Raw genomic sequence first — 23,916 nt, 5'->3', positions numbered from 1 at the left:
CAGGAGCATTCCGATGCAGGTGTCGCGGGCGCGGCGGCCGGTGGCGAACCACTTCCTCGCCCTGCACGCGATCGGCCCGGGCGACGCGGTTGCCTTTGTTCCGCAGAATGACGGCGACCGCGCCCAGTTCGAGCAGATGCGCGCGGCGGGGATCATCCATGAGGCGATCCGCGGCCATTACTGGCTCGACCTGCCCAAGCTGAAGGCCGACGAGGATGCCCGGCGGACGCGGCTGGTGCCGGTGGCGATCGTCGTCGCGGTGATCGCCGCGCTGGTGCTGACCCTGTTCTACCGCGGCTAGTCGATCGAGAAGCTGAGTCCCGCCTTGGCTTCGAGCCGCGCCTTGAGCGGTTCCGCCATCAGCGCGCCGGGCGTCCAGATGCCGCCCCTGCCATCCGCAGGCACGTCGCGGATCAGGCAGATCGCGCTTTCGGCGATCATCTTGCTGGTCGAGCCATAGCCGGGGTCGCGATCGCCCTTCACCGTGGCGGTGACGCGCTGGCCGTCGGGCATCTCGGCGATGAAGGCGATGTCGTAGAAGCCGGTCTCGCGCTCTTCCTTCGACGGGCCTTCGCCGGGCGCGGGGCCCTTGTCGGCGTTCATCGGGTTCATCTTCGCGATGGCCTCGGCTGCTGCCTTGCCCATCTCGCCGATACCGGGGGCGATCATCATCTCGTCGTAGCGGAAATCCTCGCCATAGGGATGCCCGGCCAGGAAATTGGTGCGGTGGACATTCTTGGTGTTGATCACCGCCATCATGAACGGCGCGACCCAGCCGCCGACCGCATCGTCATATTCGGGCAGCACGCCCTTGGGCTGATCCGGCCCGCTGAAGCCGGGTGTCAGCGCGAAGGGATCGAGCAGGACCTTGAACACCGAGGGGTTTTTCGCGGCGGCCATCGCGGTCGCCTTGCCGCTGGCGAAGGTGCCGCCGGAGAAGGTGCCCTTCATCGCGCGGACCCGGCCCTTCACGCGCGGCGCGGGCTTGCCGAATTTCGCGATGGCGGCCTGCTGCGCGGCCCAGACGCCGAGATCGAACGGGATCGAATCGAACCCGCACGAGAAGACGATGCGCGCGCCGCTGGCCTGCGCATCGGCCTGATATTTGGCGATCATGTCGTGCATCCAGTTCGGCTCGCCGCACAGATCGACATAGGCGGTGCCGGCGGTGACGCAGGCGGCGAGCAGCGCTTCGCCATAGAGCTGGTAGGGACCGACGGTGGTGATGACGACCTTCGCCCGCGCGGCCAGTGCCAGCGGCGCCTGCGGATCATCGGCATTGGCGGTGAGGAGCGGGGTATCCGCCGGAGCGCCGATCTCGTCGCGGACCTCGTGCAGCTTGGTCAGCGAACGCCCGGCCATCGCCCAGCTGAGGCTGCCATCGGCGTAATTGTTGGTGAGATATTCGGCGACGAGACGCCCGGTGAAGCCGGTTGCGCCATAGACGATGATGTCGAATTCGCGGTCGGCCATGCTGTCCTCTCCTGTCGGCACCGGCGGAAGTTGACACTGGCTTCACACCATCGGCGCTGTTCGTTGGAGACAGCATACCCGGTTTTCGAATAAGCGGAAGGCCCCTGCGCGGGGCGATTTCCAACAATGCAAGGGCGGGGGAGGCGTGTTGGGTTATGCAGCTTCGTTGAACTGGAGCGAGGCGAGGCGCGCGTAGAGGCCGCCCTTCGCCACCAGTTCGGCATGGGTGCCGGTTTCGACGATCTTGCCGTCGTCCATCACCACGATGCGGCCCGCGGCGCGGACGGTGGCGAGGCGGTGGGCGATGACGAGGGTGGTGCGGTTTGCCATCAGCTTTTCCAGCGCGTCCTGCACCAGCTTCTCGCTTTCGGCGTCGAGCGCGGAGGTGGCTTCGTCGAGCAGCAGGATCGGGGCGTCGCGCAGCAGGGCGCGGGCGATGGCGATGCGCTGGCGCTGGCCGCCAGAGAGGCGCGCGCCGCCTTCGCCGAGGAAGGTATCGAGGCCCTGCGGCAGTTCGCGGAGGAACTCGGCGGCGTTGGCGGCTTCGGCCGCGGCCCAGATCGCGTCGTCGCTGGCATCCCATGCGCCGTAGCGGAGATTGTCGCGGGCATTGGCGGCGAAGATCACCGTTTCCTGCGGCACCATCGCCATGCGCGCGCGGATCGCGGCGGGATCGGCCTGCTTCACCGGCACGCCGTCGATGCGGATCTCGCCCGCTTCGGGATCGTAGAAACGCTGGACGAGCTGGAAGATCGTCGATTTGCCCGCACCCGACGGGCCGACGACGGCGACGGTCTCGCCCGGGTTCACGATCAGGTTGAACTCAGTGAGCGCCGAGACTTCGGGCCGCGACGGATAGCGGAAGGTGACGTGATCGAACACGACCGCGCCCTGCGGCGGCTGGGGCAGGGCGACCGGATTGGCGGGCGCGACGATGTCGGGCTCTTCATGCAGCAGCTCGGCAAGGCGGCTGGCGGCGCCGGACGCGCGCAGCAGATCGCCATAGACTTCGGTCAGCGAGCCGAGCGATCCGGTGACGAGGCCGGCGGTGAGCACGAAGGCGATGACCGAGCCGCCGGAGATCGCGCCGCTTGCGACGCCGGAGACCGCTTCCCACACGATCAGGACGATGGCGGTGAAGAGCAGGCCGATCACCAGCGCGGTCATCACCGCGCGCAGTGCGAAGCGGCGCTTGCCCGCGGCGAAGCTGCGCGCGACGGCATCGGCGAAGCGCCGGGCCTCGCGGTCTTCCTGCCCGAACGCCTGGACGATGCGCATCGCGCCGAGTGTCTCGGAGGCGATCGCGCCGATATCGGCGATCCGGTCCTGACTGTTGCGCGAGAGAAGCCGCACGCGGCTGCCCAGCCACATGATCGGCAGCACCGCGACGGGGATGCCGACGATCAGATAGGCCGCGATGGTCGGCGCCAGCACGAACAGCAGGACCACGCCGATCACGCCGGTCAGCAGATTGCGCAACGCGATCGACACGGTGCTGCCGACGACCTGCTCGACGATCGCGGTGTCCGAGGTGAGGCGCGACGCGATTTCGGAGGGGCGATTCTCCTCGAACCATTTGGGCGGCAGGCGCAGCAGGTTGCGCTGAACCGCGACGCGCATGTCCGCCACGGTGCGCTCGCCGATCCACGAGACGAAGTAGAAGCGAACGGCGGTGGCAATGGCCAGCGCCAGCACGACCAGCAGCAGCATCTTGAAATACATGCCGATATTGCCGGTGTCGGCCTGTCCGGCGAACCCCTTGTCCACGATCAGCTTGAACATCAGCGGGACCGAGCTGGTCGCCAGCGACGAGACGGTCAGCGCGATGGTCGCGATCAGCAATTGCAGCGGATAGCGCCGCGTAAAGCTCCAGATCACCAGGAGGTTGCTGAGCTTGCGCTTCGGTTGGGGCTGGGGAGCTTCGTCGGCCATGTCGCGCGGGGGACTAGCGCGATTGCGGGCGCGGGGGAACAGGGCAAAGCGCCTTCCGGCGCAGGGTGGAGCGGCGAGGAGCGAGTCGAAGATTCGGTATGATCCGCATGACAACGGGATCAATCGGTAGTGCTACGGCGTTGCACTGCACAAACCCCTCGTTATAACCCCGCTTCCCCCATCGTCGCAGGGGGACAAGGCGGGGTGGAAAAACCGATGCTGTACAACGCGTATGAATTCCAGCGGTCGCTGCTCGCAAGTGCGAGCGCGATGGCCAATTTCGGGGCCGGGCTGCTGAACAATCCCGCCAATCCGTTCGCCTATCTGGGCGGCGGTACGGTGCTGGCCTCCGCGCTTGAAGTGTTCGCCCATGCCTCCGCTCCGCGCGGCAAGCCCGAATTCGGGCTGGACCGTACCGAGATCGACGGCAAGCAGGTCGCGGTCCATGAAGAGATCGTGCTGCGCAAGCCATTCGGCCAGCTCAAGCGCTTCGTGCGGGAAGGCGTGAAAGGCGGTCCCAAGCTGCTGATCGTCGCGCCGATGTCGGGCCATTACGCCACGCTGCTGCGCGGGACGGTGGCGCGGATGCTGCCGAGCTGCGACGTGTACATCACCGACTGGCGCGATGCCCGGCAGGTGCCGATCGCCGACGGCCGCTTCGATCTGGACGATTATATCGACTATATCGTCGAGTTTCTCGACCATATCGGGGAGGGCAAGACCCGCCCCCACATGCTGGCGGTGTGCCAGCCTTCGGTGCCCTGTTATGCCGCCGCGGCGCTGATGAGCGCGGACAAGCATCCGTGCCGGCCGGCGACGCTGACCATGATGGGCGGGCCGATCGATACGCGCGAAGCGCCGACCGCGGTGAACACGCTGGCGACCGAGCGGCCGCACAGCTGGTTCCAGAACAACGTCATCACCACCGTGCCGATGACCTATCCGGGCGCTGGCCGCCAGGTCTATCCGGGCTTCCTCCAGCTCGCCGGTTTCATGACGATGAACCTCGGCAACCACATGATTTCGCACTGGGAGCTGTTCAAGCACCTCGTGCAGGGCGACGACAGCAGCGCGGAATCGACGATGGCCTTTTACGAGGAATATCGCTCGGTCTGCGACATGACCGCCGAATTCTATCTCCAGACGATCGATCTGGTGTTCCAGACCCATGCCTTGCCCAGGGGCGAGATGAAGCATCGTGGGCGCGCGGTCGATCCGGCGGCGATCACCGACATCGCGATCCTGGCGATCGAAGGCGAGAAGGACGACATCTCCGGCCTTGGCCAGACCAAGGCTTCGCTGACGCTGGCGACGAAGCTGCCCAAGGCGATGAAGCAGTATCACATGGCGCCGGACGTGGGCCATTACGGCATCTTCAACGGCTCGAAGTGGCGCAACCGCATCGCGCCGGTGGTGGAGCAGTGGATCGCCGCGCACGAGCGGTGAGCACGGGCCGCCGGGCGGCCGCGCGGGTCAGGCGGCGTGGCGGACCCGCATGAAGCCCGCGATCGTCGCGCGGACATCGGGCGAGGCGTTGGCGATCAGCGCCTCGACGCGATCGAAAAAGGCTTCGTCGCTGGTGCCGGGCATGTTCGCGGCCATCGCCCATTCGCCGAATTCGCGGGTCTCGATCGTGCGCCGGCTCAGCACGACGATCGCGCGGTGGCGCGCATCGGCCCGGATGCGATCGAGCGTGGCCTCGACCTTTTCCGCCGGGCCTTCCATCGCCTGCATGAAGCGCCTGCCGTCGAAATAGAGCATTCCGGTGATCCCGTCGCGGCTGTTGTTGCTGCGCGCCTTGTTCAGCATCGCTTGCGGGTCGATCGTCTGGTGGGGAGCGGCGCTGGAGACGTAGATGATCTGGAGCAGGGACACGGGTACGCTTTCGATAAACTGACTATCGTTCCGGACTAGGCGGTAAGCCTTAATAATTTCCTTGATTTTCGTATGTTTACCGTGCCCCGTTAATGGGTGCTAGGCCTGTTTGCGATGTCGGGGCGCGGCGCATCAGTCATCGGCCTGCAGGGTCCGGAGCAGCCAGCCCCAGCGTGGGCGGAAGGCCAGCGTCATGCTCAGTCGTAGTTGAGCGTGAAAGCGCTCCAGATCAGCCATGCCGCCGCCAGCCAGATCGCGACCACGATCAGCACGCCCCACCACGAGACCGGGCGCTCGGCGGCGGTTTCGGCCGTGGCGCGATGTTCGGCGAGGATATCGGGCGGCACCATCTTCTCGAACAGCCAGACGCCGAGCGGGATCAGGATCGCGTCGTCGAGCAGACCGAGGATCGGGATGAAATCCGGGATCAGATCGATCGGCGAGAGGGCATAGGCAGCGACCAGCAGGCCGAACAGCTTCGCGAGCAGCGGCGTGCGGGAATCGCGGACGCTGAGCCAGACGGCGTGCGCTTCGATGCGGATGCGGTGTGCGAGTGAGGGCCCCATGACGCGGGGATCGCGTCACGGGGCGGTCAGGTCAAGCTCAGAGCGCGGTTTCGACGTGGCGGCCCATTTCCTCGCCGCTGATCTTCATGCCGGTCAGCATCTTGAACTTGCCGACGATCGACTCGTCGCCTTCCCAGATCTCGGCATCCTCCAGCTCGAAGCGAAGCATCAGCAGCATCGGGTCCTGCCGCCCGCCGTCGAACCAGGCTTCGGTGATGTTCGACCAATATTTGTCGATGATCGCTTCGTCGGTCTCGGGGACGAGGTTGCCGCGGATGCAGGCGAAGACCTTGTGATCCTTCGACACGAACTGCGCCATCGCCGGGCCGCCGGGGGCGACGCGATTGTCCTTGCGGGTGTAGAACCAGAATTTGCTGTTGGCGTCCTCGTCGAGCTGGGCGGTGAGGGGCTCGGCATGATTGTCCGATCCGATCAGGGTTACCATGACGAAGGGGCTCTTCGACATCTTCTCCCACATGCGCTCGCGGACTTCCTGCGGGTTGGCGGTTTCGTCCATCATGTCTCTGCTCTCCTAAGGGGTTGGAGGCAGAACGGGCGGGCGGTTCAGGCGTTCCCGAGCGCGGCGGCAGCGCCGAGCAGTTCGAGGTCGTTGCGGTTGACCAGCGCCACCGGAACTTCGCCGAGCTGGCGGCGGAAGCTGGCCTTTGCCTCCATCCGCTGGCGGAAACCGGGATCGGTCAGAGGGAGGTGCAGCGCGCGGCCGATGGCGCCGGTGATGAACACGCCGTCCCATGCGCCGAACGCCAGCGCGAGATCGCCGGCGAACGCGCCGAGATAATCGGTAAACATGCGCACGACCGCGGTGCAGACCGGATCGCGGCCGCGCGTCACATCCTCGGGCCTCGCCAGCTTCTTGCCGCCGCTCAGCGCCTCATGGGCAAGGAGCAGGCCGGGGGCGCTGAGCAGCGTTTCCGCATCCACGCCGATGCCGCGCGCCTTGCAGAAGTCGGCGAATTTGCGCTCGTCGGCGGTGAGGGGCGTGAAGGCGATATGGCCCGCTTCGCTCTGGACGGGCACCAGCCGGTCGCCGGCAGTGACGAGCGCCGCGACGCCCAGCCCGGTGCCGATGCCGATCACGACATAGTTGCCGCCGGGCTTCACGTCGCGCGGCGGCGGTCCGCGAAGGGCGGTGAAGGCGCTGGCGGGAAGCTGGGTGAGGGCGAGGGCGTTGGCGGCGCATTCGTTGAGCGCGCGGGGGCGCTCGCGCAGCACCGCTTCGACGCCCGACAGCGAGATGTACCAGCGGCTGCCGGTCAGGTTGATCAGGTCGCCGCGCGCCGCGCCGGCCACCGCGAGAACGGCGGGCAGGCGCGCGTCGCGCAGATTCACGTCGGTGAGATAGGCGACGAGCGCGCTGGTGAAGGTGGGGTGTTCGGCGGTCATGAACTTGCGGACGTCGCGGGGCGTGGTGCCCAGCTCGCCTCCGGTCAGCCCGAACCGTACCGATTGGCGGCCGATATCGGCCACCAGCGCCACGCCGTCGCGCATCGCGCGCTCCTCCCCTTATGCCGCCTCCTGTTTGCGGAGGTCGTCAATCTGGTAACGCTAACAGTCGCGCGTTAAATAACAATGAGTATTTGCAGGTTCAGGCGTCGCGCGGGTCGGGGCCGTAGCGGTTGGGGCCGGGCGTGCCGGGCAGGAGCATCAGCACGAGCTGGGTCAGCATCGAGGCAAGGAAGACCGCCGAGAGCGCGGTGGCGAGCGGCGGGGCGCCGGTCAGGTTGAGGAAGTCGGCGGCACCGGGCTCTCGCAGCGCGAGGAGCGGGAGCGCGACGATTGCCTCGACCGCCATCAGCAGCACCCACCATGCCGGACGATCCTGATCGTGGAGGCGGCGGACGAACAGCGCGATCCAGGGCAGCGACCAGACGATCTGCCAGCCGGTGACCAGGGCCCGCAGCAAGGGCGAGGCTTCGGGATCCGCGAGGAACGGCGACAGGTTCATGAGCGAAGCCAGCACGAAGAAGGCGACGACTTCCGACCGCGTCGAGCGCCCGGACACGATCAGCATGTTCCGCAGCGGCTTGAGGGCCAGCAGGAGCCAGTGCGTGGGGCGATAGCTGTGGGCGGCGGGCATGGTGCGGAGACTGGAGACGGAGCAGGGCGCCGTCAATCGACCGGGATCGCCGGAGCGATCGGACGGGCGATCAGGCCGCGGTGACGGGCGGTTCGGTATCGGGCAGGCGGGGATCGGGGCCGTAGCGGTTGGGGCCGGGCGTGGGGGGTGAGAAGAACAGGAGCAGTTGGATGATGAGCGCGGAAAAAATCGCGACAAGTATCGGTGTGGTTTCCATCGACCAGGTCGTGCGCGCTTTCCAGATGAGCAAGTTGACCCCCGTGCCGCCTCTTTCAGTCGCAACGGCGACCAATCCTGCCGCCAATGCGGTCTGCACAATCGGGAGCAGGACCCATAGCGCGGAAGCGCCCTGATCATGCGCGCGACGCACGACAAGGGCGTAGATCGGCAAGTGAAGGACGAGGCCAAGCGCCAGCCCGGCCACGACGAGCAGAGGGTTGGAATAGTCGCCTGCGAGTTCCGGTGGCGTATGGATGAAGAACGAAGCGACCAGGGTGAACCCCAATGCCTCGGTTCGCGTCGAGCGCCCGGAGAAGACGAACATGTCGAGGAATGGCTTGGCGACCAGATACCGCCAATGGGTGCTCGAATAGCTGCTGGCCGCTTCCATGACCGGAAGGCTGCCTGCGCGATTGCCTTGCGTCAATGCGTCAGGCCTGACGGCCCCTGATCGTGCTCCAATATTCCTCGCTGATATCGGCGTCGATCTCCACCGGCTTCGCGCTGCCTTCGTAGAGGCGATCGAGGCCGTCCTTTCGCGGGCCGGAGATCCAGAAATGGTCCCCGGTTTCGGTGTCGAAATAATTGGCCTTGAAGCCGTGGCCGCCAAGGCGCTGGAAGGTGCGTCCCCGATAGCGGGCCGACTGACCCGACTTGGAGAAGGTAACGCGCCCGATCCGCGCCGGGCCGTTCAGGCCTTCGGACTTGTCCTCGATATACATGATACGGGTCTTTTTCGCGCTCATGCCATGTTTGAAGCACGGGGAGTCCGGCATTTGCCAACGAAAAGGGCCGGCGGATCGCTCCACCGGCCCCTTGTTCGCATCGGACAGGCTCAGAGGACTTCGAACAGGCCCGCCGCGCCCATGCCGCCGCCGACGCACATCGTCACGACGACATATTTCGCGCCACGGCGCTTGCCTTCGATCAGGGCGTGGCCGGTGCAGCGGGCGCCGGTCATGCCATAGGGATGGCCGATCGAGATCGAGCCGCCATTGACGTTGAGCAGCTCGTTCGGGATGCCGAGGACGTCCTGGCAATAGAGCACCTGCACCGCGAAGGCTTCGTTCAGCTCCCACAGGCCGATATCGTCCATCTTCAGCCCGAACCGGTCGAGCAGGGCGGGGACGGCATAGACCGGGCCGATGCCCATCTCGTCGGGCTTGGTGCCCGCGACGGCCATGCCGACATAGCGGCCGAGCGGCTGGAGCCCGCGCTTCTCGGCGAGCTTTTCCTCCATCAGCACCGAAGCCGACGAACCGTCCGACAGCTGCGAAGCGTTGCCCGCGGTGACGGTGCCGTTCGGCAGCACGGGCTGGAGCGACTTGAGGCCCTCCAGCGTGGTGTCGGCGCGGTTGCCCTCGTCCTTCGTGAGCGTCACTTCCTTCTGGCTGACTTCCTTGGTCTCCTTGTTGACGACGTTCATCGTCGCGGTGACCGGCACGATCTCGTCGTCGAACTTGCCCGCGGCCTGCGCGGCGGCGGTGCGCTGCTGCGACTGGAGGGCATATTCGTCGCAGCGATCGCGGCTGATGCCGTAGCGCGCGGCGACGACTTCGGCGGTCTGGAGCATCGGCATGTACACGTCGTTATGGATCGCGAGCAGCTCGGGATCGGGGGCGACGCGCATCTGCGGGGTCTGGACGAGGCTGATCGATTCAAGGCCGCCGCCGATCGTGACGTCCATATTGTCGACGATGATCTGCTTGGCTGCGGTGGCGATCGCCATCAGGCCGGAGGCGCACTGGCGATCGAGTGACATGCCCGAAACGCTGACCGGCAGACCGGCGCGAAGCGCGACCTGGCGGGCGATATTGCCCGCGGTGCTGCCCTGCTGGAGCGCGGCGCCGAAGACGACGTCGGCAACTTCAGCCCCGTCGATCCCGGCGCGCTCGACCGCGGCCTTGACCGAATGGCTGCCCAGCGTCGGGGCGGGGAGGTTGTTGAACGCCCCGCGATAGGCGCGGCCGATCGGAGTGCGGGCGGTGGAGACGATGACTGCGGAGCGGGACATTGGTTTTCCTTCTCTTCGATTTCAACACCTCTCCCGCCTTCGCGGGAGAGGGAGGGGCCCGCCAAAGGCGGGAGGGTGAGGGTCTTCTTCTTGCGTCCGGGCGAGGCAGAAGAAGAAGAAGACCCTCACCCAACCCTATCCCGTGAAGACGGGAGAGGGCTAAACTGGGTCACACGTAAATCAGCGAGATCCATTCGGCGATCAGGGCGGGCTTCGGCTCGTCCTCTATCTCCAGCGTGAATTCGTTGAGCTGCTCCCAAACGCCGGGCTGGCGCTCGACGAATTTGAGCAGCTTGAAGCGGCCGCGCACGCGCTTGCCCGAGCGTACGGGCGTGAGGAAACGGGTTTTGTTGCCGCCGTAATTGACGCCCATCTTCACGCCTTCGATCCTGGGCGCATCGGTCATGTTGGCGAGAACGGGCATCAGCGAGAGCGAGAGGAAGCCATGTGCGATGGTGCCGCCGAACGGGGTCTTCGCCGCCATTTCGGGGTTCACGTGGATGAACTGGTGATCGCCCGTCGCGTCGGCGAACTTGTCGATCATGTCCTGCGTGACTTCGAGCCAGTCCGAAACCCGCTGGCTGCCGATGGTTTCGGCCATTTGCTGGACGGTGATCGTGCTCACTTGGACAAACCCTCCCGGCGCGGTTTCGCGTGGCGATGGGCGACATCTAGTGAGCGGCGTGGGTGTGCTGCAAGCCCCGAAAGACCGGAATTACGAAAAACGCGAATGACGTAGCGTCTGCGCAAGGCTTTTTACCGCTCGGCCGTGGGTATATCCCGAACCCAATCTTCAAAAATGCGATGGCGGATCGCGACTCGGCGGTCAGGCGGGCGGGCCGCCGCCCTGCTCCAGATCCTTCAGCAACGTCTCGATCGCCCAGCGGCAGGTGGCGGCGATCGACTGGCCGTCCATGCTCCATTGGTCGCGCATCTCGCGCCACGCCAGGCCGCTGTTGAGCAGCTGGATCGCGGCGATGGCATGGGTGCGTGACGGCTCGGGCAAATGCGCGGTCTCTTCGGCCAGCGCTTCGCGATAGGCGGCGGTGCGTTCGGCGGTGATCGCGTTGCGCATCTTGCGGCCCTCGGCGCTGGCCATCGTCACGGTCATCGCCGTCGCATTCTTGTCGAACCCGTCGAACAAGGCTGGCTGGCGATCGAGCATCGTGGTGAGCGAGCGGGGCAGCTTGTCGCCCGCCGCGCCGGGACTGAGCCGGGACCAGAGCGCCCGGAGCAGCGCGTCGCGATCCGGGTGATAGCGGTAGACCGTCCGGCGCGAGAGGCCGGCGCGTTTCGCGACGAGATCGTGGTTGAGGCGTTCGCCTTCGGCCATCAGCTCGAGCAGCGCGTCCTCGATGCGTTTCCGGCTCGCTTCATTGTCCGGGCCTTCGGGTTTGGCGGGGTCTTCGAGCAGGAATTTGCGGATGGCCATGACGTGTATCTAGCGATGGCACATTTTGTGTCAAATTGGCGTGGCACTTTTTGTGCCGTCATGTGGTGGCACAAAAAGTGCCGAGACTCAGGGAGTAGAAGATGCTGTTTCATGTTTCGATCGATGCGGGCGATCCGCGCCGCGTAGCCGAAGTGATCGCCGAGCTGTGGGGCGGGATCGCCACGCCGTTTCCGCCGGTGATGGGCGAAGCGAGCTGGATCGCGTTCGCGGGCGACGAGCGGAACACCGCCGTCGAAGTCTATCCGCGCGGCACGGAACTGATGGAAGCCGAAGGCGATGCCGACAGCTATGGCGTGATCGGCGCGCGCAACCCGCGTTCCTCGACCCATTTCGCGATGGCGACGCCGTTCACCGTCGAAGCGGTGCTGGCGGTCGCGAAGCGCGAGGGCTGGCCGGTCAAGTATCGCAAGCGCGGCGGCGCGTTCGGCGTGCTGGAGCTGTGGATCGAAGGCACGCGGATGATCGAGGTGCTGACGCCCGAGATGCAGGCCGAATATCGCGGAACGATGACGGTCGCCGGGTGGCAGGGATTCCTGAGCGCGATGGGCGTCGCGGCCTGACGCTCAGCCCTTGATGCGAGGGGACGGCAGCACTCGCCGCCAGCCTTTGCCCCTGACAGGCGGGGCTGGCGCGGGATCGGGCGCCGCGTCCGCGCTTTCCGGCGCCGGCGGCGGGGATTGCGCGACGAATGCGCCGTCCCTGTAGCTGGCGCCGAAATAGACGTTCACGCTCAGGATCCGCCCCTCGCGTACGACCAGATATTCGGTGTTGCGGAAGGACAGGCCGGTATCGAGGGTGAGGATATAGGTGAGGAAGGCGCCGCCTTCGCCGGTCTCCGCCAGCTGATCTTCCTCGAACGCGGCGTGATGATCGCCGGGATCCCAGCAGCGCGCGAACCATTCGGCCTTGCCGATCGCGTCGTCATAGGGGCTGGTGAAGGTGAAGCCTTCGTCCATCAACGCCGACGCCGCCGCGCGGTCACGCTCGTGATAGGCGTGGTAGAAGTCGCGGATCGTGTCGGCGATCCGGGTCATGGCCTTGCGGCCTCGGGCGCGGGGTCGAGCGGATAGGGCGGGATCAGCGTGCCGTCCGGTGCGGCGGTGTAGGCCGTCTGGGTCGGATAGGGGATGGTGATCCCTTCGGCGGCGAAGCGGCGGACGATGCCGAACATGATCTTGTCGCGGACGATCTGGGCGTGGGGCATGTCGTCGCCGGGCACGTCATATTCGATCATGAAATCGATCGAGCTGGCGCCGAACGCTTCGGTGCTGGCGCGCGACAGGGTGCCGCCCGCGGCCTCGACGATCTCCTTCATCATCGCCGGCAGCGCCTCGAGCTTTTCGATCGGCGTCTCGTAAGCGACGCCGATGGGGAGCTTGATGCGGGTATGGTGGCGCAGCGAGAGGTTTTCGATCAGCTTGTCGAGCAGCTGCTTGTTGGCGATGATCAGTTCCTCGCCGACGAACGAGCGGATTCGCGTCGACATCAGGCCGATCGCGACCACCGTACCGCTGCTGCGGTCGAAGCGGATCTTGTCGCCGACGCGGAAGGGGCGATCGAACAGGATCGTCAGCGCTGCGAAGAGGTTGGCGAAGATGCCCTGCGCCGCCAGACCGATGGCGATGCCGCCGACACCAAGACCGGCGACCAGACCGGTGACGTTGACGCCCAGATTGCTGAGCACGACGATCAGCGCGATCGCGAACAGCACCACGGTGATCAGGATGCGGATGATGCCGAGCGCACTGGTCAGCCCGCTGCCGTGATAATTCTCGGCGCTGGTCTTGTGCTCGATCGCGCCGAAGATCAGCTCGCGCACCCAGATCGCGGCCTGGAAGACCGCCGAGATGGTGAAGAGGAAGGTGATCGTCGTCGCCACCATCACGGGCGGATTGGCGTAGCTGGTGACCAGCTTGATCGACAGCATCAGGATGAAGAAATGGCCGGTCTTGGCCAGCGCGCGGCCGATGATCGAATACCAGTTCTGCACGCCCTGACCGCGCTCGCACAGCTTCATGCCCCAGCGGCGGACCATGTGCAGCGCGAAGAAGACGGTGACCGCCACGGCGGTGGCGATGAGGATGTTCAGCCAATGCGTCTGAACCCAGATCGTCGCGTCCTGAAAGAAGGTCCGGGCCTGCTGGTGCAGTTCGTCGCCCGAAAGGAGTGGGGAATTGGCATTATTGGTCATCAAGGGTCTCAGGCTGCCTTCGCGGTGGCCGGCGCGTCGCTTTCGAGGAAAGCGATGAGGCCGCGTTCGGCGCGGCTGAGGTAGCGCGTGGCGCGCGGGAGATGAAGACGCTCGCGAAACGATTGTTGCGCGTCGCGGTCCTTCGCCAGCGCGACCAGCGCGGGGTGGACATAGGATTTGCGGGCGATCGTGGGGGTGTTGCCCAAGGCTTCGGTGACGGGCTCGAGCATCGCCTTGAGGCCGAGATAGGCGTCGGCATGGGCCAGCGCCTCGAACGCGATCACGCTGGCGCCCCAGGTGCGGAAATGCTTGGCGGTGAAGTCCTCGTCCATCGCTTCGCGGATGTAGCAATTGACGTCGGTCGAGGTGACCGGATGGCATTCGCCGGCTGCGTCGCACCAGCGGAACAAATGCTGGCCGGGGAGGTCCTGGCACTTCTTGACGAAGCGGCTGAGCGAGCCGTCGGTGATGGTCAGGATGCGCAGCTTGCCCGACTTGGCCCTGAACTGGAGGCGGAGCGTCTGGCCCTTCACCTTGGCGTGGCGCTTGCGCAGCGTGGTCGCGCCGAAGCTCTTGTTGGTCGCCGCATATTCCTCGTTGCCGACACGGATGCTGCCGAGGTCGAGCAGGCGGACGACCGCCGCGACGGCCTTTTCCTTGCACAGCCCGCGCAGCTTCAGATCGGCCTCGACCTTGGCGCGGAGCTTGGGGAGATGCTCGCCGAAGCTGCCGCACCGGTCGTACTTCGCCGCTTCCTGCGCTTCGCGGAAGCCAATGTGGTAGCGATATTGCTTGCGGCCCCGGTCGTCATAGCCGGTCGCCTGGATATGGCCGCGCGGATCGGGACAGAACCAGACATTGTTGTACGCGGGCGGCATGCCGATGGCGTTGAGCCGGTCGATCTCGTCGCGATCGGTGATGCGCTTGCCGGCTTCGTCCCAATAGCCCCAGCCATGACGGACCTTCTTGCGGGTGATCCCCGGCTGCTGGTCGTCGACATAGAGGATGGATGGGGACGTCATGCGTCCCCGCTCAATGCGCGGTGGTGGCCGAGGTTCCGGAGGGGCGGGGAAGTTTGATCGCGTTGATCCAGCGCTGCGCGGGGCGCTCGACGCCGTGATAGAGGGCGATCGACGTGGCGAGGACCAGCGCGAGGTACAGCGCGATCAGTGGCCAGCCGACGGCGTGGGCGTCGCTGACGAAGACCAGCTTGAACGCGAACCACAGGAGGTAATGGCCGAGATAGGTCGCGTAGCTGATCTCGCCGAGATAATGGAGCGGCCCGGCTTCGAGCGGGTTGCCCTTGCGCCCTGCGGTCAGCGCCAGCGCGAGAAGGGCTGCGGCGAAGGCTGCGGGGACGGCTAGGGTTTCGGGCAGCAGTCCGGCGATCCATGCGGCAAACAGGATTGCGGCGAGGGTGACGGAAATGGCGGCGGGCTCGACCCACTGGTCGCGCCAGCGCAGCCACAGCGCGCAGATCGCGGTGCCGGCGGCGAACTCCAATACGCAGCGCAGCAGGCCGAGTTGCGGGATCAACTGACCGAGCGTCGTGGCGTTGTGCGCGGCGAACAGCGCGTGGATCAGCACCAGCAGCGCGGCGATGGCGGCGAGGATCGCCAGCGTCGGCACGCGCCGCCAGTCGACCGCGAAGGCGAGGAAGGGGAAGACCAGATACGCACCCAGCTCGCACGAGATCGACCAGGCGGGATCGTTCCAGCTCAGCGTATCGGTGAAGCCCCAATTCTGAAGTAGCACGACATGCAGCGGCAGTTCGGCGAAGGGGAAATGCGCCGCCTCGCGCCCGGTGGCGGCGAGCAGCAGCGCGAGCGCGACGCCCCCCGCCAGCACGAAGATGTGCAGCGGCCAGATACGCGCGATGCGGCGCTTGAGGAATTCGGGAATCGCGGCGAGGCCACCGTCGCGGATGCGGTCGGCATAGCTCAGCCAGATGACGAAGCCCGAGAGCAGGAAGAAGAAGTCGACCGCCAGATAGCCTTTGGCGAAGAAGGCCAGCGCGGGGGCGGGCAAGCCGTCGATCGAGAGGCGGATATGGTAGAGGACCACCAGCCACGCCGCGATGCCGCGAACCGAAGTGAGCGCGCGCAGTTCGTTCATGCCGTGGCCGCCACGGGTGTCGGGCGGGCCTTGCGCAGCGGACGCCATGACGCGGCGGCGCGCTTCTTCGCGCAATAGACGTCGAGGCCGATCTGCGCGCCGATCAGCATATAGACGAAGGGCTGGAAGGCGATGGCGATGAACACCGCGCCGAGCAGGTAGATGATATTGGCGGACTGGAGCGCGCCGGCCAGCGGGGCGATCCAGGCTTCGTCGGGTTCGGCCTTGCGATAGCGCCGGCGGAGCACCTCCATGCGGAAGATTCCGCCCATGTTGATCAGCAGCCAGATGGCGAGGCCGGGATAGCCCTGTTCGCCGAGCATCTCGAAATAGGCGCTGTGATAGGCGCGGGCGGAATCGGTTTCGATGTTGCGCTCGACGGTTGCCTGGCCGCCGCTCTTCTCGACATTGACCTTTTCGTAGCGGATCCTGTTCTGGCGATACGCTTCGAAGCCGCCGCCCATCGGGTGGGTCTTCACATAGTCCATCGTCCACTGCCACACGGCGACGCGGGTCGAGGCGGAGCTGTCGCCCTGGTAGGTCTTGATCGTGCCCATCCGCTCCATGAAGGCCTGCGGCAGGAAGGGGACGGCGACCACCGCGAGCGTCACTGCCGCGCCGACATAGACCATCTTGCGCTTGGCATCGCGGAACATCAGCAGCGCGAGCAGGCCGATGCAGAGCAGGCCAGTGCGAGTCGAGGTGCCGACCGGGATCAGCAGGCAGGCGAAGACCAGCGAGTAGCAGAAGAGCTTCACTTTCCAGTCCGGCGCGAACAGCGTGCCGTGCCTGGTGAACCACAGGATCAGCGGGATGATGCAGATCGCCACCGTCGAGATGGTCGAGCCTTCGTAGAGCCCCGAATTGTTGGTGATCATCAGGTTCAGTTCGCCATAGCCGCCGCCCGAGCCAAGCGTCTTGATCCCGCCGACGATGATGATCGACGCGGCGGACAGGCACATGAACAGCATCAGCGCTTCGATCCGCAGGCGGGTGCGCAGGGTGAAGGGGAGGAAGAAGGCGAAGGCCAGCGCCTTCCACACCCAGTCCCATTTATCGAGCGCTTCGAGCGGGAAATCGGCGTTCTTCGTGGTGTAGAAGCAATAGGCGAGCAGGACGAGAATGAGGATCTGGCGGGGGGCGACGCGCAGATCCTTCTTGTCGTCCGCGACGAGCCAGCCGCCCACCGCGAATGCCACCGCCATCAGCGAGACGGGGACCGAATTGAGCAGGACGTAGGTCAACCGCTGGGGCGAGACGATGTCGATATAGGCATAGGCAAGCACGAACAGGAACGGCCGGTAGAAGCCGAACCCGAACAGCGCCGCCAGAAAGACGAGGAACGGAATATCATGCACCGGGGCGGCCCCATCGGCGCTTGCTCGACCGGGCCTTGTCCTCCGGCATTTCCTCCGAATCGAGGTCGGGACGGCGCAGCAACAGGATCGCGGCGAGCATCATCAGCCCGTGGCTGACCGCTAGCGAGAAATTGTCGATCATCGGCTTGTCACGCGCTCCTGTGCATGAGGGGCATACGCGCGGGCGGTTGACGTGCCGTTAAGGAGGGTCGTGGCAGGGAAACGCCATGCGCGTCCTCCACCTTCTCGACCACAGCCTGCCGCTGCACAGCGGCTACACCTTCCGCACGCGAGCGATCCTGAAAGCGCAGATCGCGCGCGGCTGGGACGTGGCGGCGGTGACCGGGCCGCGGCATGGCGATTTCGCGGAGCCGCTGGAGGAAGTCGAAGGACTGCGCTTCTACCGCACGCCTGTCGTGCCGCCGGCGCCAGCGCCTTTGGGCGAGTGGCGCGAGGTGAACCGTTTCGCCCGGCGCATCCGCAAGGTGGCGCGCGAGTTCCAGCCCGATGTGCTCCACGCCCATTCGCCGGTGCTCAACGCGATGGCGGGGCAGCGCGCCGCGAACCGGCTGAAGCTGCCCTTCGTCTATGAGATCCGCGCTTTCTGGGAAGACGCCGCGGTGGGCAATGGCGACGGGCGCGAGGGTTCGATGAAGTATCGCGCCACCCGCGCGCTGGAGACGCGGGCGGTGAAGAAGGCCGATGCCGTCGCGGTGATCTGCGAAGGGCTGCGCTGCGACCTGATCCGGCGCGGGATCGATCCGGCGAAGATCTTCGTCTCGCCCAACGGCGTCGACCTGACTCTGTTCGGCGAGCCGCTGCCTTACGATAGCGGGCTGGCGAAGACGCTGGGGATCGAGGGGGCCGAGACGATCGGCTTTATCGGCAGTTTTTACGATTATGAGGGCCTCGACGTCCTGATCGACGCGATGCCGCAGCTGGTGGCGTGGCGGCCGAACATGCACCTCGTGCTGGTCGGCGGGGGCCCGTGCGAAGCGGCGCTGCGGGCGCAGGCCGGGGCGTCGCCGGTGGCGGACCGGATCCATTTCATCGGCCGGGTGCCGCACCATGAAGTCGAACGGTATTACAGCGTGGTCGACGTACTTGTTTACCCGCGCAAGCGGATGCGGCTGACCGATCTGGTCACCCCGCTCAAGCCGCTGGAAGCGATGGCGCAGATGCGGCTGGTCGCGGCGTCCGACGTGGGCGGGCATCGCGAGCTGATCCGCGACGGGGATACCGGCACGCTGTTCCGCCCCGACGACCCCCGGGCGCTGGCGCGGGCGGTGGCCGGATTGTTCGCCGATCGCGATCATTGGGAAGCGCGGCGGGCGCGGGGCAGGGCGTTCGTCGAGGCCGAGCGAAACTGGTCGCTGAATGTCGGGCGTTATGAGTCTGTTTACCAAAAACTCGCCAATATCGCGCCCGTGAAGGACTCGTGGACCAAGGGTGCGGTGAAGGCATGAATCTGGGCGTAGCGACGCTGGGTGGTATCGTGATGGGCGTGGCGGCTGCCGCGGCCCTGGCGATCGCGCCCGCGCCGCTGGTCGAGGGGCTGGTGATGGACAGCGGATTGCCCGCCGTCCTGGCCGCCGCCGAGCCGCCGCTGGGGCTGACCGCGCGGGCGGGACTCTCGCTTGGCGTGGGCGGTGTGGTCGCGCTGTTCGGCTGGTTTGCGTGCTTCCTGATGTTCGGCAGCCGGACGCTGTCGTTCGGCCGCGAAGCGCCGGTGAGCGAAGAAGCGGTGCCGACTCCGGTGCTGCGCCGCGCGGACGCGCACCCCGATGCGCCGGCGCGCGCGCCGTTGCTGGCGACTCGCGATCTGGGCGTGCCGTTCCTCGAGATCACCGCGAAACCCAAACAGGCGAACCTTGACTCCGACGTACCGAAACGTGTCACGGCAGAGCCCTTGTTCGCGGCACCGGCACCCGAGTCGGTGGTGGAGGATTCCGAGCCGATGCTTCTCGATCAGCCGATTGCAGCCGCCGAAGTTCACGCCGAGGTTCATGGGGCTCCCGCCGAGCAGGACCTGCCGCTCGACCTGGAGCAGCCGATGGCGGCGTTCGATCCGGACGCCATCCTCGATTTCCCGATGCCCCCCTCGGTCGCGCCGCTGCCGCTGCGCCGCAAGCGTCCCGCGGTGTTCGACGAAACCGAGCGGTTCGAGATTTTCGAGCTGACCCCGCCGATCCGCCCGCGCCCTGCGCCGCCGCCGAGCCTGCGCCCCGCCCCGCGCCCGGAGCCCCGCGCGCAGGACGAAGCCATCGCCACGCCGCGCACCGACGCGACGATCCATGCCCTGCTGGAGCGGCTGGAAAAGGGTGTGGTGAAGAAGGGGATCGCGACGGGCATGGAGACGGTCGCGTCGCCTGCCGTTCATGGCCGCGATCAGGATCGCGGGCTGGAAGATGCGCTGGTGACCCTGCGCAACCTCGCACGCAGGGCCTGAGCGCCCGATCGTACGGCCCTAGCGTTCTTCGACGGTCAGGACTTCGAGTTCGATCGTCACCGCATCGCCTTCGCGGCGGACGCGTTCCACCACCAGATCGGCGACCAGATGGCCGCGCAGCGCGAATTCGGTTTCGGGCAAAGCGGCAAGCATCGCGTCGAGCGCGGCCGAGGACGTGCCCGACAAAGTGAGCCGGTGCTGCATCCCGGCGAAGGTGGCGCTGGACCAGCGGCGCGAATCCGATGCGGCCAGCGCGAGCGGGCAGTGCGAGGCTCTGGCCCCGGCCAGCAGCGCGCGGGTGAGCAAGGTGAGGGCGTCGGGACCGCGGCTCATTGCGAGGCTTCCTGATCGGCGAGGAAGGTTTCGATCCGCCGGACCATGCGCGGGCCGGGTTCCCGGCCATTGCGAAGATCGCCCACGAGCCGCGGATCGTTAACCGACAGGCGGCCGAACTTGGTCTGCGGCATGCCGCTATGCTTCAGGAATTTCTGTATTTTCCGCAGGATCGCCACCGACTCGCTCCTCTCGATTCGCGATGTTATGGTCCTGTTTTGTTCTCAAAATCCAACTTGTCTAGGATTCATCCTATGACTATGGATCGAATATGGATGCGGATGCGCAGCGCGCGGCCCTTGCGGCGGCAATCACAACTTCGGGGAAAAGTTGTGCGCAGCTGTCGCGCCTGATCGGGCGCAACGCTGCCTATGTTCAGCAATATCTGAAGCGCGGCCTGCCGGGTGAACTGGCCGAGCGCGACCGGGCGAAGATCGCGCGGTTTCTGGGCATGAAGCCTGAGGCGTTCGGCGTGACGGTCGCGCGCGGCGTTGCCGAAGTCTCGCGACTGGATGTGGGTGCGTCGGCAGGGCCGGGCGGGCTGGTGGACGCCGAGCGTGCGCTGGCGAGCACGCTGTTCGATCCTTCGATGTTGCGGCGGCTGGGTGTGCGGCCCGAAGCGGCATCGATGGTGCGGGTGGCGGGCGACTCGATGGAGCGGACCCTGCGCGATGGCGACGAGATTCTGGTCGACCGCGACCGGCGAAGTCCGGGCGTGCGCGGCGAATTGTTCGTGCTGCGGCTCGACGGGGCGGTGGCGGTCAAAAGGCTGCGCTGGATCGGGCGCGAGATCGAGGTGGCCAGCGATAACGAGGCCTATGCGACCGTGACGGTCGAGGCCGGGGCGGTGGACGTGATCGGGCGGGTCGTGTGGCTGGGGCGGGCGTTGCTTTAGGGTGTTGCCCGATCCGATCGCGAGCAGTCAGTTCCTCGTATCAATTCCGTCATCGGGGAAGCGGTTTTCTAACTTATTGAGATGCTCGCTGTCCGTGAAAACCGCCACCAAGATCATATAGATAGAGGGTAACCGGACAACGCTGCGCATTTGCCCAAGCTACCGCCTCCTGAACAGAAACCGCTTCAAGGGCGTCATAGTCGATGGTGAGCGAAGGGTCACTTTCCGGAGCCTGATCGGCGTCACGGCAGCTATTGTCGTGCTCCACCGCCTCAACGATGGCGTTGACCTCTCGCCAGCGATACGGACGCGTGCGATTATCTATGATATTCCACAGCATGGCGGATTTGTAGCGCTGCCCTAACTATGCGCAACGATCGCTTTGTAACGCTAGGCTTCTGCCTTCGCAGGAGCCCACGAATATCAGCGGTCCTTCAGCCAGATGCCGACCGCGGCGATCAGGCCGGCGCCGAAGCCGACCAGAAAGCCGATCGTCACCTGATTGGCGATCGCGCCGCCGATCACGCCGAGGATCATGCCGGCGGCGAGGAGGAAACCGCCGGCCATCGGCGTCTTGGGTTCGGAAGCGTTCGGATGGGTCATGGCGCCCCTCTGCCATGTCCCGCAGAGAGACGCTACTGTCCCGTGACGGGGCGGCCGGGACGGCCCCGGCAGCATGGTTTACGGCTTTTCACCCTCGTGTGGCGCGCAAAAGCTGGAAAGCGCCAGGCTGGCACGCGGATTGAGTATATCGCGCGTATGACAGGCGCCCCCGCGCCGCTGGAGATTTCATGGACGAGCTACCCCCCTATCTCGCCGATGCCGGTCAGGTCGCGGACGCGGCCGAACTGATCCTCATGTTCGGCGAGGAAGCCGGATACGAAGCAGCCTCGCGCGCCGACCGCAGCCGCGGCCTGGGGAACACCATCCACTATTGCCGCTGGCGGCAGATCGAGCGGCTGGTGATGCTGATGACGGCCGACGAGGCTGTCGGAACCGTCCACTGATCTGACCCGTTTCCGGGCTTAACGTCTCCGCGCGAGCGGGGGGTCCCGCTTCTTCTCGTCCCCCCAGGAAGGAGAGGCGGGATTCCCGCTCGGGCGGGAATTCATCGGTCACGGACCCGAAACGGCTGCCGATAGTTGAGCGCCTCGACAGGATGATCGAGGCCGAATGACGCTTTCCCAGATACTTTCGGTTTCGGTTTTGTGCGGCATGATGCTGCTCTTCATCTGGGGACGGCTGCGCTACGATCTGGTCGCGGTGATCGCGCTGCTGGCCGCGCTGGCGCTGGGCGTGGTCAAGCCCAAGGAAGCATTCAGCGGATTTTCGGACGATATCGTGATCATCGTGGCCTCAGCGCTGGTGCTGTCCGGCGCGGTGCAGCGATCGGGGGTGATCGACCGGGCGATGCAGGTAGTGCAGGGCAGGGGCAAGCGGATCCGCTCGCAACTGCTGCTGCTGACGTCGAGCGTCGCCTTCGCGTCCGCGCTCGTCAAGAATATCGGCGCGCTGGCGATGATGATGCCGGTGGCGCTGCAGATGGCGCGCAAGTCGAATGCGGGACCGGCCGTGTTCCTGATGCCGATGGCGTTCGCGTCGCTGCTGGGCGGGCTGATCACGCTGATCGGCACCTCGCCCAACATCATCGTCAGCCGCGTGCGCGAGGAGATGACGGGCCAGCCCTTCGGCATGTTCGACTATGCGCCGGTGGGGCTGACGCTGACGGTGATGGGGCTGGTGTTCCTGCGCTTCGGCTACCGGCTGTTGCCGCGCGACCGGCGCGCGACGGCAACGCTGGGCGAAGCGCTGGACATCCAGGACTATGTTACCGAAGCCGAAGTGACGGCGGGATCGGCGGCCGAAGGCGAGACGATCGAAGCGTTCGAGACGCGTCACGAGCAGGATGTCGCGATCACCGCGATCCTGCGCGCGGGCATCCGCAGCATGCCGCATCCCCAGACGCCGCTGCGCGACGGTGACGTGCTGATCATGGCCGGTGCGCCGGATGCGCTGGAACGGGTGATCGCGAGCGACGGACTGGCGCTGGAAGGGCTGCATCGCGAAATGCCCGAAGGGGCCGGCGGTGAAGTGGGCGTGATCGAAGCGGTGATCGGCAACGAAAGTCCGCTGATCGGGCGGACGGCGATCCAGATCGGGCTGCACGAACAATTCGGCGTGAACCTGATCGCGGTTTCCCGTCACGGGGCGCGGCTGGCCCGGCGCGTGGGCAATATCGAACTGCATTCGGGCGACGTGATCGTGCTGCAGGGGCCGATGGCGCTGATCTTCGAGCAACTGAGCGGTCTGGGCTGCCTGCCGCTGGCGCAGCGCACGTTGCGGCTGGGAAGCGTGCGCAAGGGATTGCTGCCGATCGCGATCCTGGCCGTGGCGATGGCGGCGACGGCGAGCGGCTATGTGCCGGTGGCGGTGGCGTTCTTCGCGGCGGCGGCGCTGACGGTGCTGAGCGGTGCGCTGCCGCTGCGCGAAGCCTATGAGCATGTCGAATGGCCGATCCTGGTGATGCTCGGCGCGCTGATCCCGGTGAGCGACAGCCTGCGCACGACGGGGACGACCGACCTGATCGGCGAATGGCTGGGCGGATTTGCGGCGGTGCTGCCGCCTTGGGGCGCGGTGGCGCTGATCCTCGTCGCGGCGATGGCGGTGACGCCGTTCCTCAACAATGCCGCGACCGTGCTGGTGATGGCGCCGATCGCTGCGACCTTCGCCACCGATCTTGGCTATCGGCCCGAAGCGTTCCTGATGGCCACGGCGGTGGGTGCGGGATGCGATTTCCTCACGCCGATCGGCCACCAGTGCAACACGCTGGTGCTGGGGCCGGGCGGGTATCGCTTCGGCGACTATGCGCGGCTGGGGGCGCCGCTGTCGTTGCTCGTCATCCTTGTCGGGACGCCGTTGATCCTGTGGGTGTGGCCGGTCTAGGG

General features: G+C 66.2%; 30 protein-coding genes. 8 read left to right on the top strand and 22 right to left on the bottom strand.

What is annotated here, in order from left to right:
- Nucleotides 1–13 precede the first annotated feature (13 nt).
- Nucleotides 14–301 (top strand): hypothetical protein, encoded by a 288-nt coding sequence (locus tag HHL13_RS09620; RefSeq protein WP_169555454.1) that lies wholly within the window; start codon nt 14–16, stop codon nt 299–301.
- Here HHL13_RS09620 and HHL13_RS09615 read toward each other — a convergent pair.
- Together HHL13_RS09615 and HHL13_RS09610 are read right to left on the bottom strand one after the other, a co-directional pair.
- A complete protein-coding gene (locus HHL13_RS09615) occupies nt 298–1,473 on the bottom strand; it encodes a saccharopine dehydrogenase NADP-binding domain-containing protein (protein WP_169555453.1) in 1,176 nt (391 codons plus the stop codon). The two genes, HHL13_RS09620 and HHL13_RS09615, sit on opposite strands and share 4 nt — an antisense overlap.
- A gap of 153 nt (nt 1,474–1,626) precedes the next feature.
- The gene (locus tag HHL13_RS09610) at nt 1,627–3,405 is read right to left on the bottom strand and encodes an ABC transporter transmembrane domain-containing protein (RefSeq protein WP_169555452.1); all 1,779 of its coding nucleotides are present in this window, start codon (nt 3,403–3,405) and stop codon (nt 1,627–1,629) included.
- A gap of 216 nt (nt 3,406–3,621) precedes the next feature.
- Here HHL13_RS09610 and phaZ point away from each other — a divergent pair, with 216 nt between their 5' ends.
- Nucleotides 3,622–4,851, top strand: a complete 1,230-nt coding sequence (gene phaZ / locus HHL13_RS09605; RefSeq protein WP_169555451.1) for a polyhydroxyalkanoate depolymerase — start codon at nt 3,622–3,624, stop codon at nt 4,849–4,851.
- Nucleotides 4,852–4,878: 27 nt separating this feature from the next.
- Here the strand turns inward: phaZ and HHL13_RS09600 are convergent, their stop codons facing one another.
- From HHL13_RS09600 to HHL13_RS09555, 10 genes are all read right to left on the bottom strand, one after another.
- Nucleotides 4,879–5,280 carry a BLUF domain-containing protein gene (locus HHL13_RS09600; protein WP_346775532.1) on the bottom strand — a complete coding sequence of 134 codons (402 nt, stop codon included), beginning with the start codon at nt 5,278–5,280 and terminating at the stop codon, nt 4,879–4,881.
- A 197-nt stretch (nt 5,281–5,477) separates the two neighbouring features.
- Nucleotides 5,478–5,846: a YkvA family protein gene (locus HHL13_RS09595; RefSeq protein ID WP_169555450.1), complete on the bottom strand. Its 369-nt coding sequence runs from the start codon at nt 5,844–5,846 to the stop codon at nt 5,478–5,480.
- 37 nt (nt 5,847–5,883) lie between these two features.
- Nucleotides 5,884–6,366, bottom strand: a complete 483-nt coding sequence (locus HHL13_RS09590; protein ID WP_240953673.1) for a pyridoxamine 5'-phosphate oxidase family protein — start codon at nt 6,364–6,366, stop codon at nt 5,884–5,886.
- Between the two features lie 44 nt (nt 6,367–6,410).
- On the bottom strand, nt 6,411–7,355 hold the full coding sequence (locus HHL13_RS09585) for a glucokinase (RefSeq protein WP_169555449.1): 945 nt from the start codon (nt 7,353–7,355) through the stop codon (nt 6,411–6,413).
- Between the two features lie 97 nt (nt 7,356–7,452).
- The gene (locus HHL13_RS09580) at nt 7,453–7,944 is read right to left on the bottom strand and encodes a DUF805 domain-containing protein (protein WP_169555448.1); all 492 of its coding nucleotides are present in this window, start codon (nt 7,942–7,944) and stop codon (nt 7,453–7,455) included.
- Nucleotides 7,945–8,014: 70 nt separating this feature from the next.
- A complete protein-coding gene (locus tag HHL13_RS09575; protein WP_169555447.1) occupies nt 8,015–8,554 on the bottom strand; it encodes a DUF805 domain-containing protein in 540 nt (179 codons plus the stop codon).
- 40 nt (nt 8,555–8,594) lie between these two features.
- Nucleotides 8,595–8,909, bottom strand: coding sequence for a 1-deoxy-D-xylulose-5-phosphate synthase (locus HHL13_RS09570; protein WP_169555446.1), 315 nt, complete (start codon nt 8,907–8,909; stop codon nt 8,595–8,597).
- An 89-nt stretch (nt 8,910–8,998) separates the two neighbouring features.
- Entirely contained in the window at nt 8,999–10,177 is a 1,179-nt protein-coding gene (locus tag HHL13_RS09565) for an acetyl-CoA C-acyltransferase (RefSeq protein ID WP_169555445.1), read from the bottom strand.
- A gap of 169 nt (nt 10,178–10,346) precedes the next feature.
- Nucleotides 10,347–10,778 (bottom strand): MaoC family dehydratase, encoded by a 432-nt coding sequence (locus HHL13_RS09560; RefSeq protein ID WP_169556877.1) that lies wholly within the window; start codon nt 10,776–10,778, stop codon nt 10,347–10,349.
- A gap of 225 nt (nt 10,779–11,003) precedes the next feature.
- The gene (locus HHL13_RS09555) at nt 11,004–11,609 is read right to left on the bottom strand and encodes a helix-turn-helix domain-containing protein (RefSeq protein ID WP_169555444.1); all 606 of its coding nucleotides are present in this window, start codon (nt 11,607–11,609) and stop codon (nt 11,004–11,006) included.
- A 101-nt stretch (nt 11,610–11,710) separates the two neighbouring features.
- On the opposite strand from HHL13_RS09555, the gene HHL13_RS09550 reads away from it, so the two are divergent.
- Entirely contained in the window at nt 11,711–12,190 is a 480-nt protein-coding gene (locus tag HHL13_RS09550; RefSeq protein ID WP_169555443.1) for a hypothetical protein, read from the top strand.
- Nucleotides 12,191–12,193: 3 nt separating this feature from the next.
- Here the strand turns inward: HHL13_RS09550 and HHL13_RS09545 are convergent, their stop codons facing one another.
- Genes HHL13_RS09545 through HHL13_RS09520 form a run of 6 tightly spaced genes read right to left on the bottom strand, consistent with a single transcriptional unit; the run spans nt 12,194 to nt 17,436 of the window.
- Nucleotides 12,194–12,664 carry a DUF4440 domain-containing protein gene (locus HHL13_RS09545; protein ID WP_169555442.1) on the bottom strand — a complete coding sequence of 157 codons (471 nt, stop codon included), beginning with the start codon at nt 12,662–12,664 and terminating at the stop codon, nt 12,194–12,196.
- Nucleotides 12,661–13,821, bottom strand: coding sequence for a mechanosensitive ion channel family protein (locus HHL13_RS09540; RefSeq protein ID WP_169555441.1), 1,161 nt, complete (start codon nt 13,819–13,821; stop codon nt 12,661–12,663). Before HHL13_RS09540 ends, HHL13_RS09545 begins: the two co-directional genes overlap by 4 nt.
- A gap of 8 nt (nt 13,822–13,829) precedes the next feature.
- Nucleotides 13,830–14,843: a DNA topoisomerase IB gene (locus tag HHL13_RS09535; protein WP_169555440.1), complete on the bottom strand. Its 1,014-nt coding sequence runs from the start codon at nt 14,841–14,843 to the stop codon at nt 13,830–13,832.
- 10 nt (nt 14,844–14,853) lie between these two features.
- Complete coding sequence (locus HHL13_RS09530; protein ID WP_240953671.1) at nt 14,854–15,984, bottom strand: acyltransferase; 1,131 nt, start codon at nt 15,982–15,984, stop codon at nt 14,854–14,856.
- Nucleotides 15,933–17,294: a putative O-glycosylation ligase, exosortase A system-associated gene (locus HHL13_RS09525; RefSeq protein ID WP_169555439.1), complete on the bottom strand. Its 1,362-nt coding sequence runs from the start codon at nt 17,292–17,294 to the stop codon at nt 15,933–15,935. The genes HHL13_RS09530 and HHL13_RS09525 overlap by 52 nt, the downstream gene beginning before the upstream one ends.
- Entirely contained in the window at nt 17,287–17,436 is a 150-nt protein-coding gene (locus tag HHL13_RS09520; protein WP_169555438.1) for a hypothetical protein, read from the bottom strand. Before HHL13_RS09520 ends, HHL13_RS09525 begins: the two co-directional genes overlap by 8 nt.
- Nucleotides 17,437–17,521: 85 nt before the next feature.
- On the opposite strand from HHL13_RS09520, the gene HHL13_RS09515 reads away from it, so the two are divergent.
- Both HHL13_RS09515 and HHL13_RS09510 read left to right on the top strand, forming a co-directional pair.
- Nucleotides 17,522–18,760: a TIGR04063 family PEP-CTERM/XrtA system glycosyltransferase gene (locus tag HHL13_RS09515; RefSeq protein WP_169555437.1), complete on the top strand. Its 1,239-nt coding sequence runs from the start codon at nt 17,522–17,524 to the stop codon at nt 18,758–18,760.
- Nucleotides 18,757–19,743 (top strand): hypothetical protein, encoded by a 987-nt coding sequence (locus tag HHL13_RS09510; protein ID WP_169555436.1) that lies wholly within the window; start codon nt 18,757–18,759, stop codon nt 19,741–19,743. The genes HHL13_RS09515 and HHL13_RS09510 overlap by 4 nt, the downstream gene beginning before the upstream one ends.
- A gap of 18 nt (nt 19,744–19,761) precedes the next feature.
- On the opposite strand, the gene HHL13_RS09505 is transcribed toward HHL13_RS09510, so the two are convergent.
- Both HHL13_RS09505 and HHL13_RS09500 read right to left on the bottom strand, forming a co-directional pair.
- Nucleotides 19,762–20,076 (bottom strand): hypothetical protein, encoded by a 315-nt coding sequence (locus HHL13_RS09505; protein WP_169555435.1) that lies wholly within the window; start codon nt 20,074–20,076, stop codon nt 19,762–19,764.
- A complete protein-coding gene (locus HHL13_RS09500) occupies nt 20,073–20,255 on the bottom strand; it encodes a hypothetical protein (protein WP_169555434.1) in 183 nt (60 codons plus the stop codon). Before HHL13_RS09500 ends, HHL13_RS09505 begins: the two co-directional genes overlap by 4 nt.
- A gap of 92 nt (nt 20,256–20,347) precedes the next feature.
- On the opposite strand from HHL13_RS09500, the gene HHL13_RS09495 reads away from it, so the two are divergent.
- The gene (locus tag HHL13_RS09495) at nt 20,348–20,971 is read left to right on the top strand and encodes a S24 family peptidase (RefSeq protein WP_169555433.1); all 624 of its coding nucleotides are present in this window, start codon (nt 20,348–20,350) and stop codon (nt 20,969–20,971) included.
- A 73-nt stretch (nt 20,972–21,044) separates the two neighbouring features.
- On the opposite strand, the gene HHL13_RS09490 is transcribed toward HHL13_RS09495, so the two are convergent.
- Nucleotides 21,045–21,311: a hypothetical protein gene (locus HHL13_RS09490; protein ID WP_240953670.1), complete on the bottom strand. Its 267-nt coding sequence runs from the start codon at nt 21,309–21,311 to the stop codon at nt 21,045–21,047.
- A gap of 83 nt (nt 21,312–21,394) precedes the next feature.
- Entirely contained in the window at nt 21,395–21,574 is a 180-nt protein-coding gene (locus tag HHL13_RS09485) for a hypothetical protein (RefSeq protein ID WP_169553743.1), read from the bottom strand.
- 188 nt (nt 21,575–21,762) lie between these two features.
- On the opposite strand from HHL13_RS09485, the gene HHL13_RS09480 reads away from it, so the two are divergent.
- Together HHL13_RS09480 and HHL13_RS09475 are read left to right on the top strand one after the other, a co-directional pair.
- Nucleotides 21,763–21,978, top strand: coding sequence for a hypothetical protein (locus HHL13_RS09480; protein ID WP_169555432.1), 216 nt, complete (start codon nt 21,763–21,765; stop codon nt 21,976–21,978).
- Nucleotides 21,979–22,186: 208 nt separating this feature from the next.
- Nucleotides 22,187–23,914: an SLC13 family permease gene (locus HHL13_RS09475; RefSeq protein WP_240953669.1), complete on the top strand. Its 1,728-nt coding sequence runs from the start codon at nt 22,187–22,189 to the stop codon at nt 23,912–23,914.
- Nucleotides 23,915–23,916 lie beyond the last annotated feature (2 nt).

It is taken from the genome of Sphingomonas sp. G-3-2-10 (genome assembly GCF_012927115.1).
GTDB lineage: Bacteria > Pseudomonadota > Alphaproteobacteria > Sphingomonadales > Sphingomonadaceae > Sphingomonas.
The sequence above is the reverse complement of the archived record's forward strand: the minus strand, read 5'-3'. Positions and strand labels throughout refer to the sequence as shown.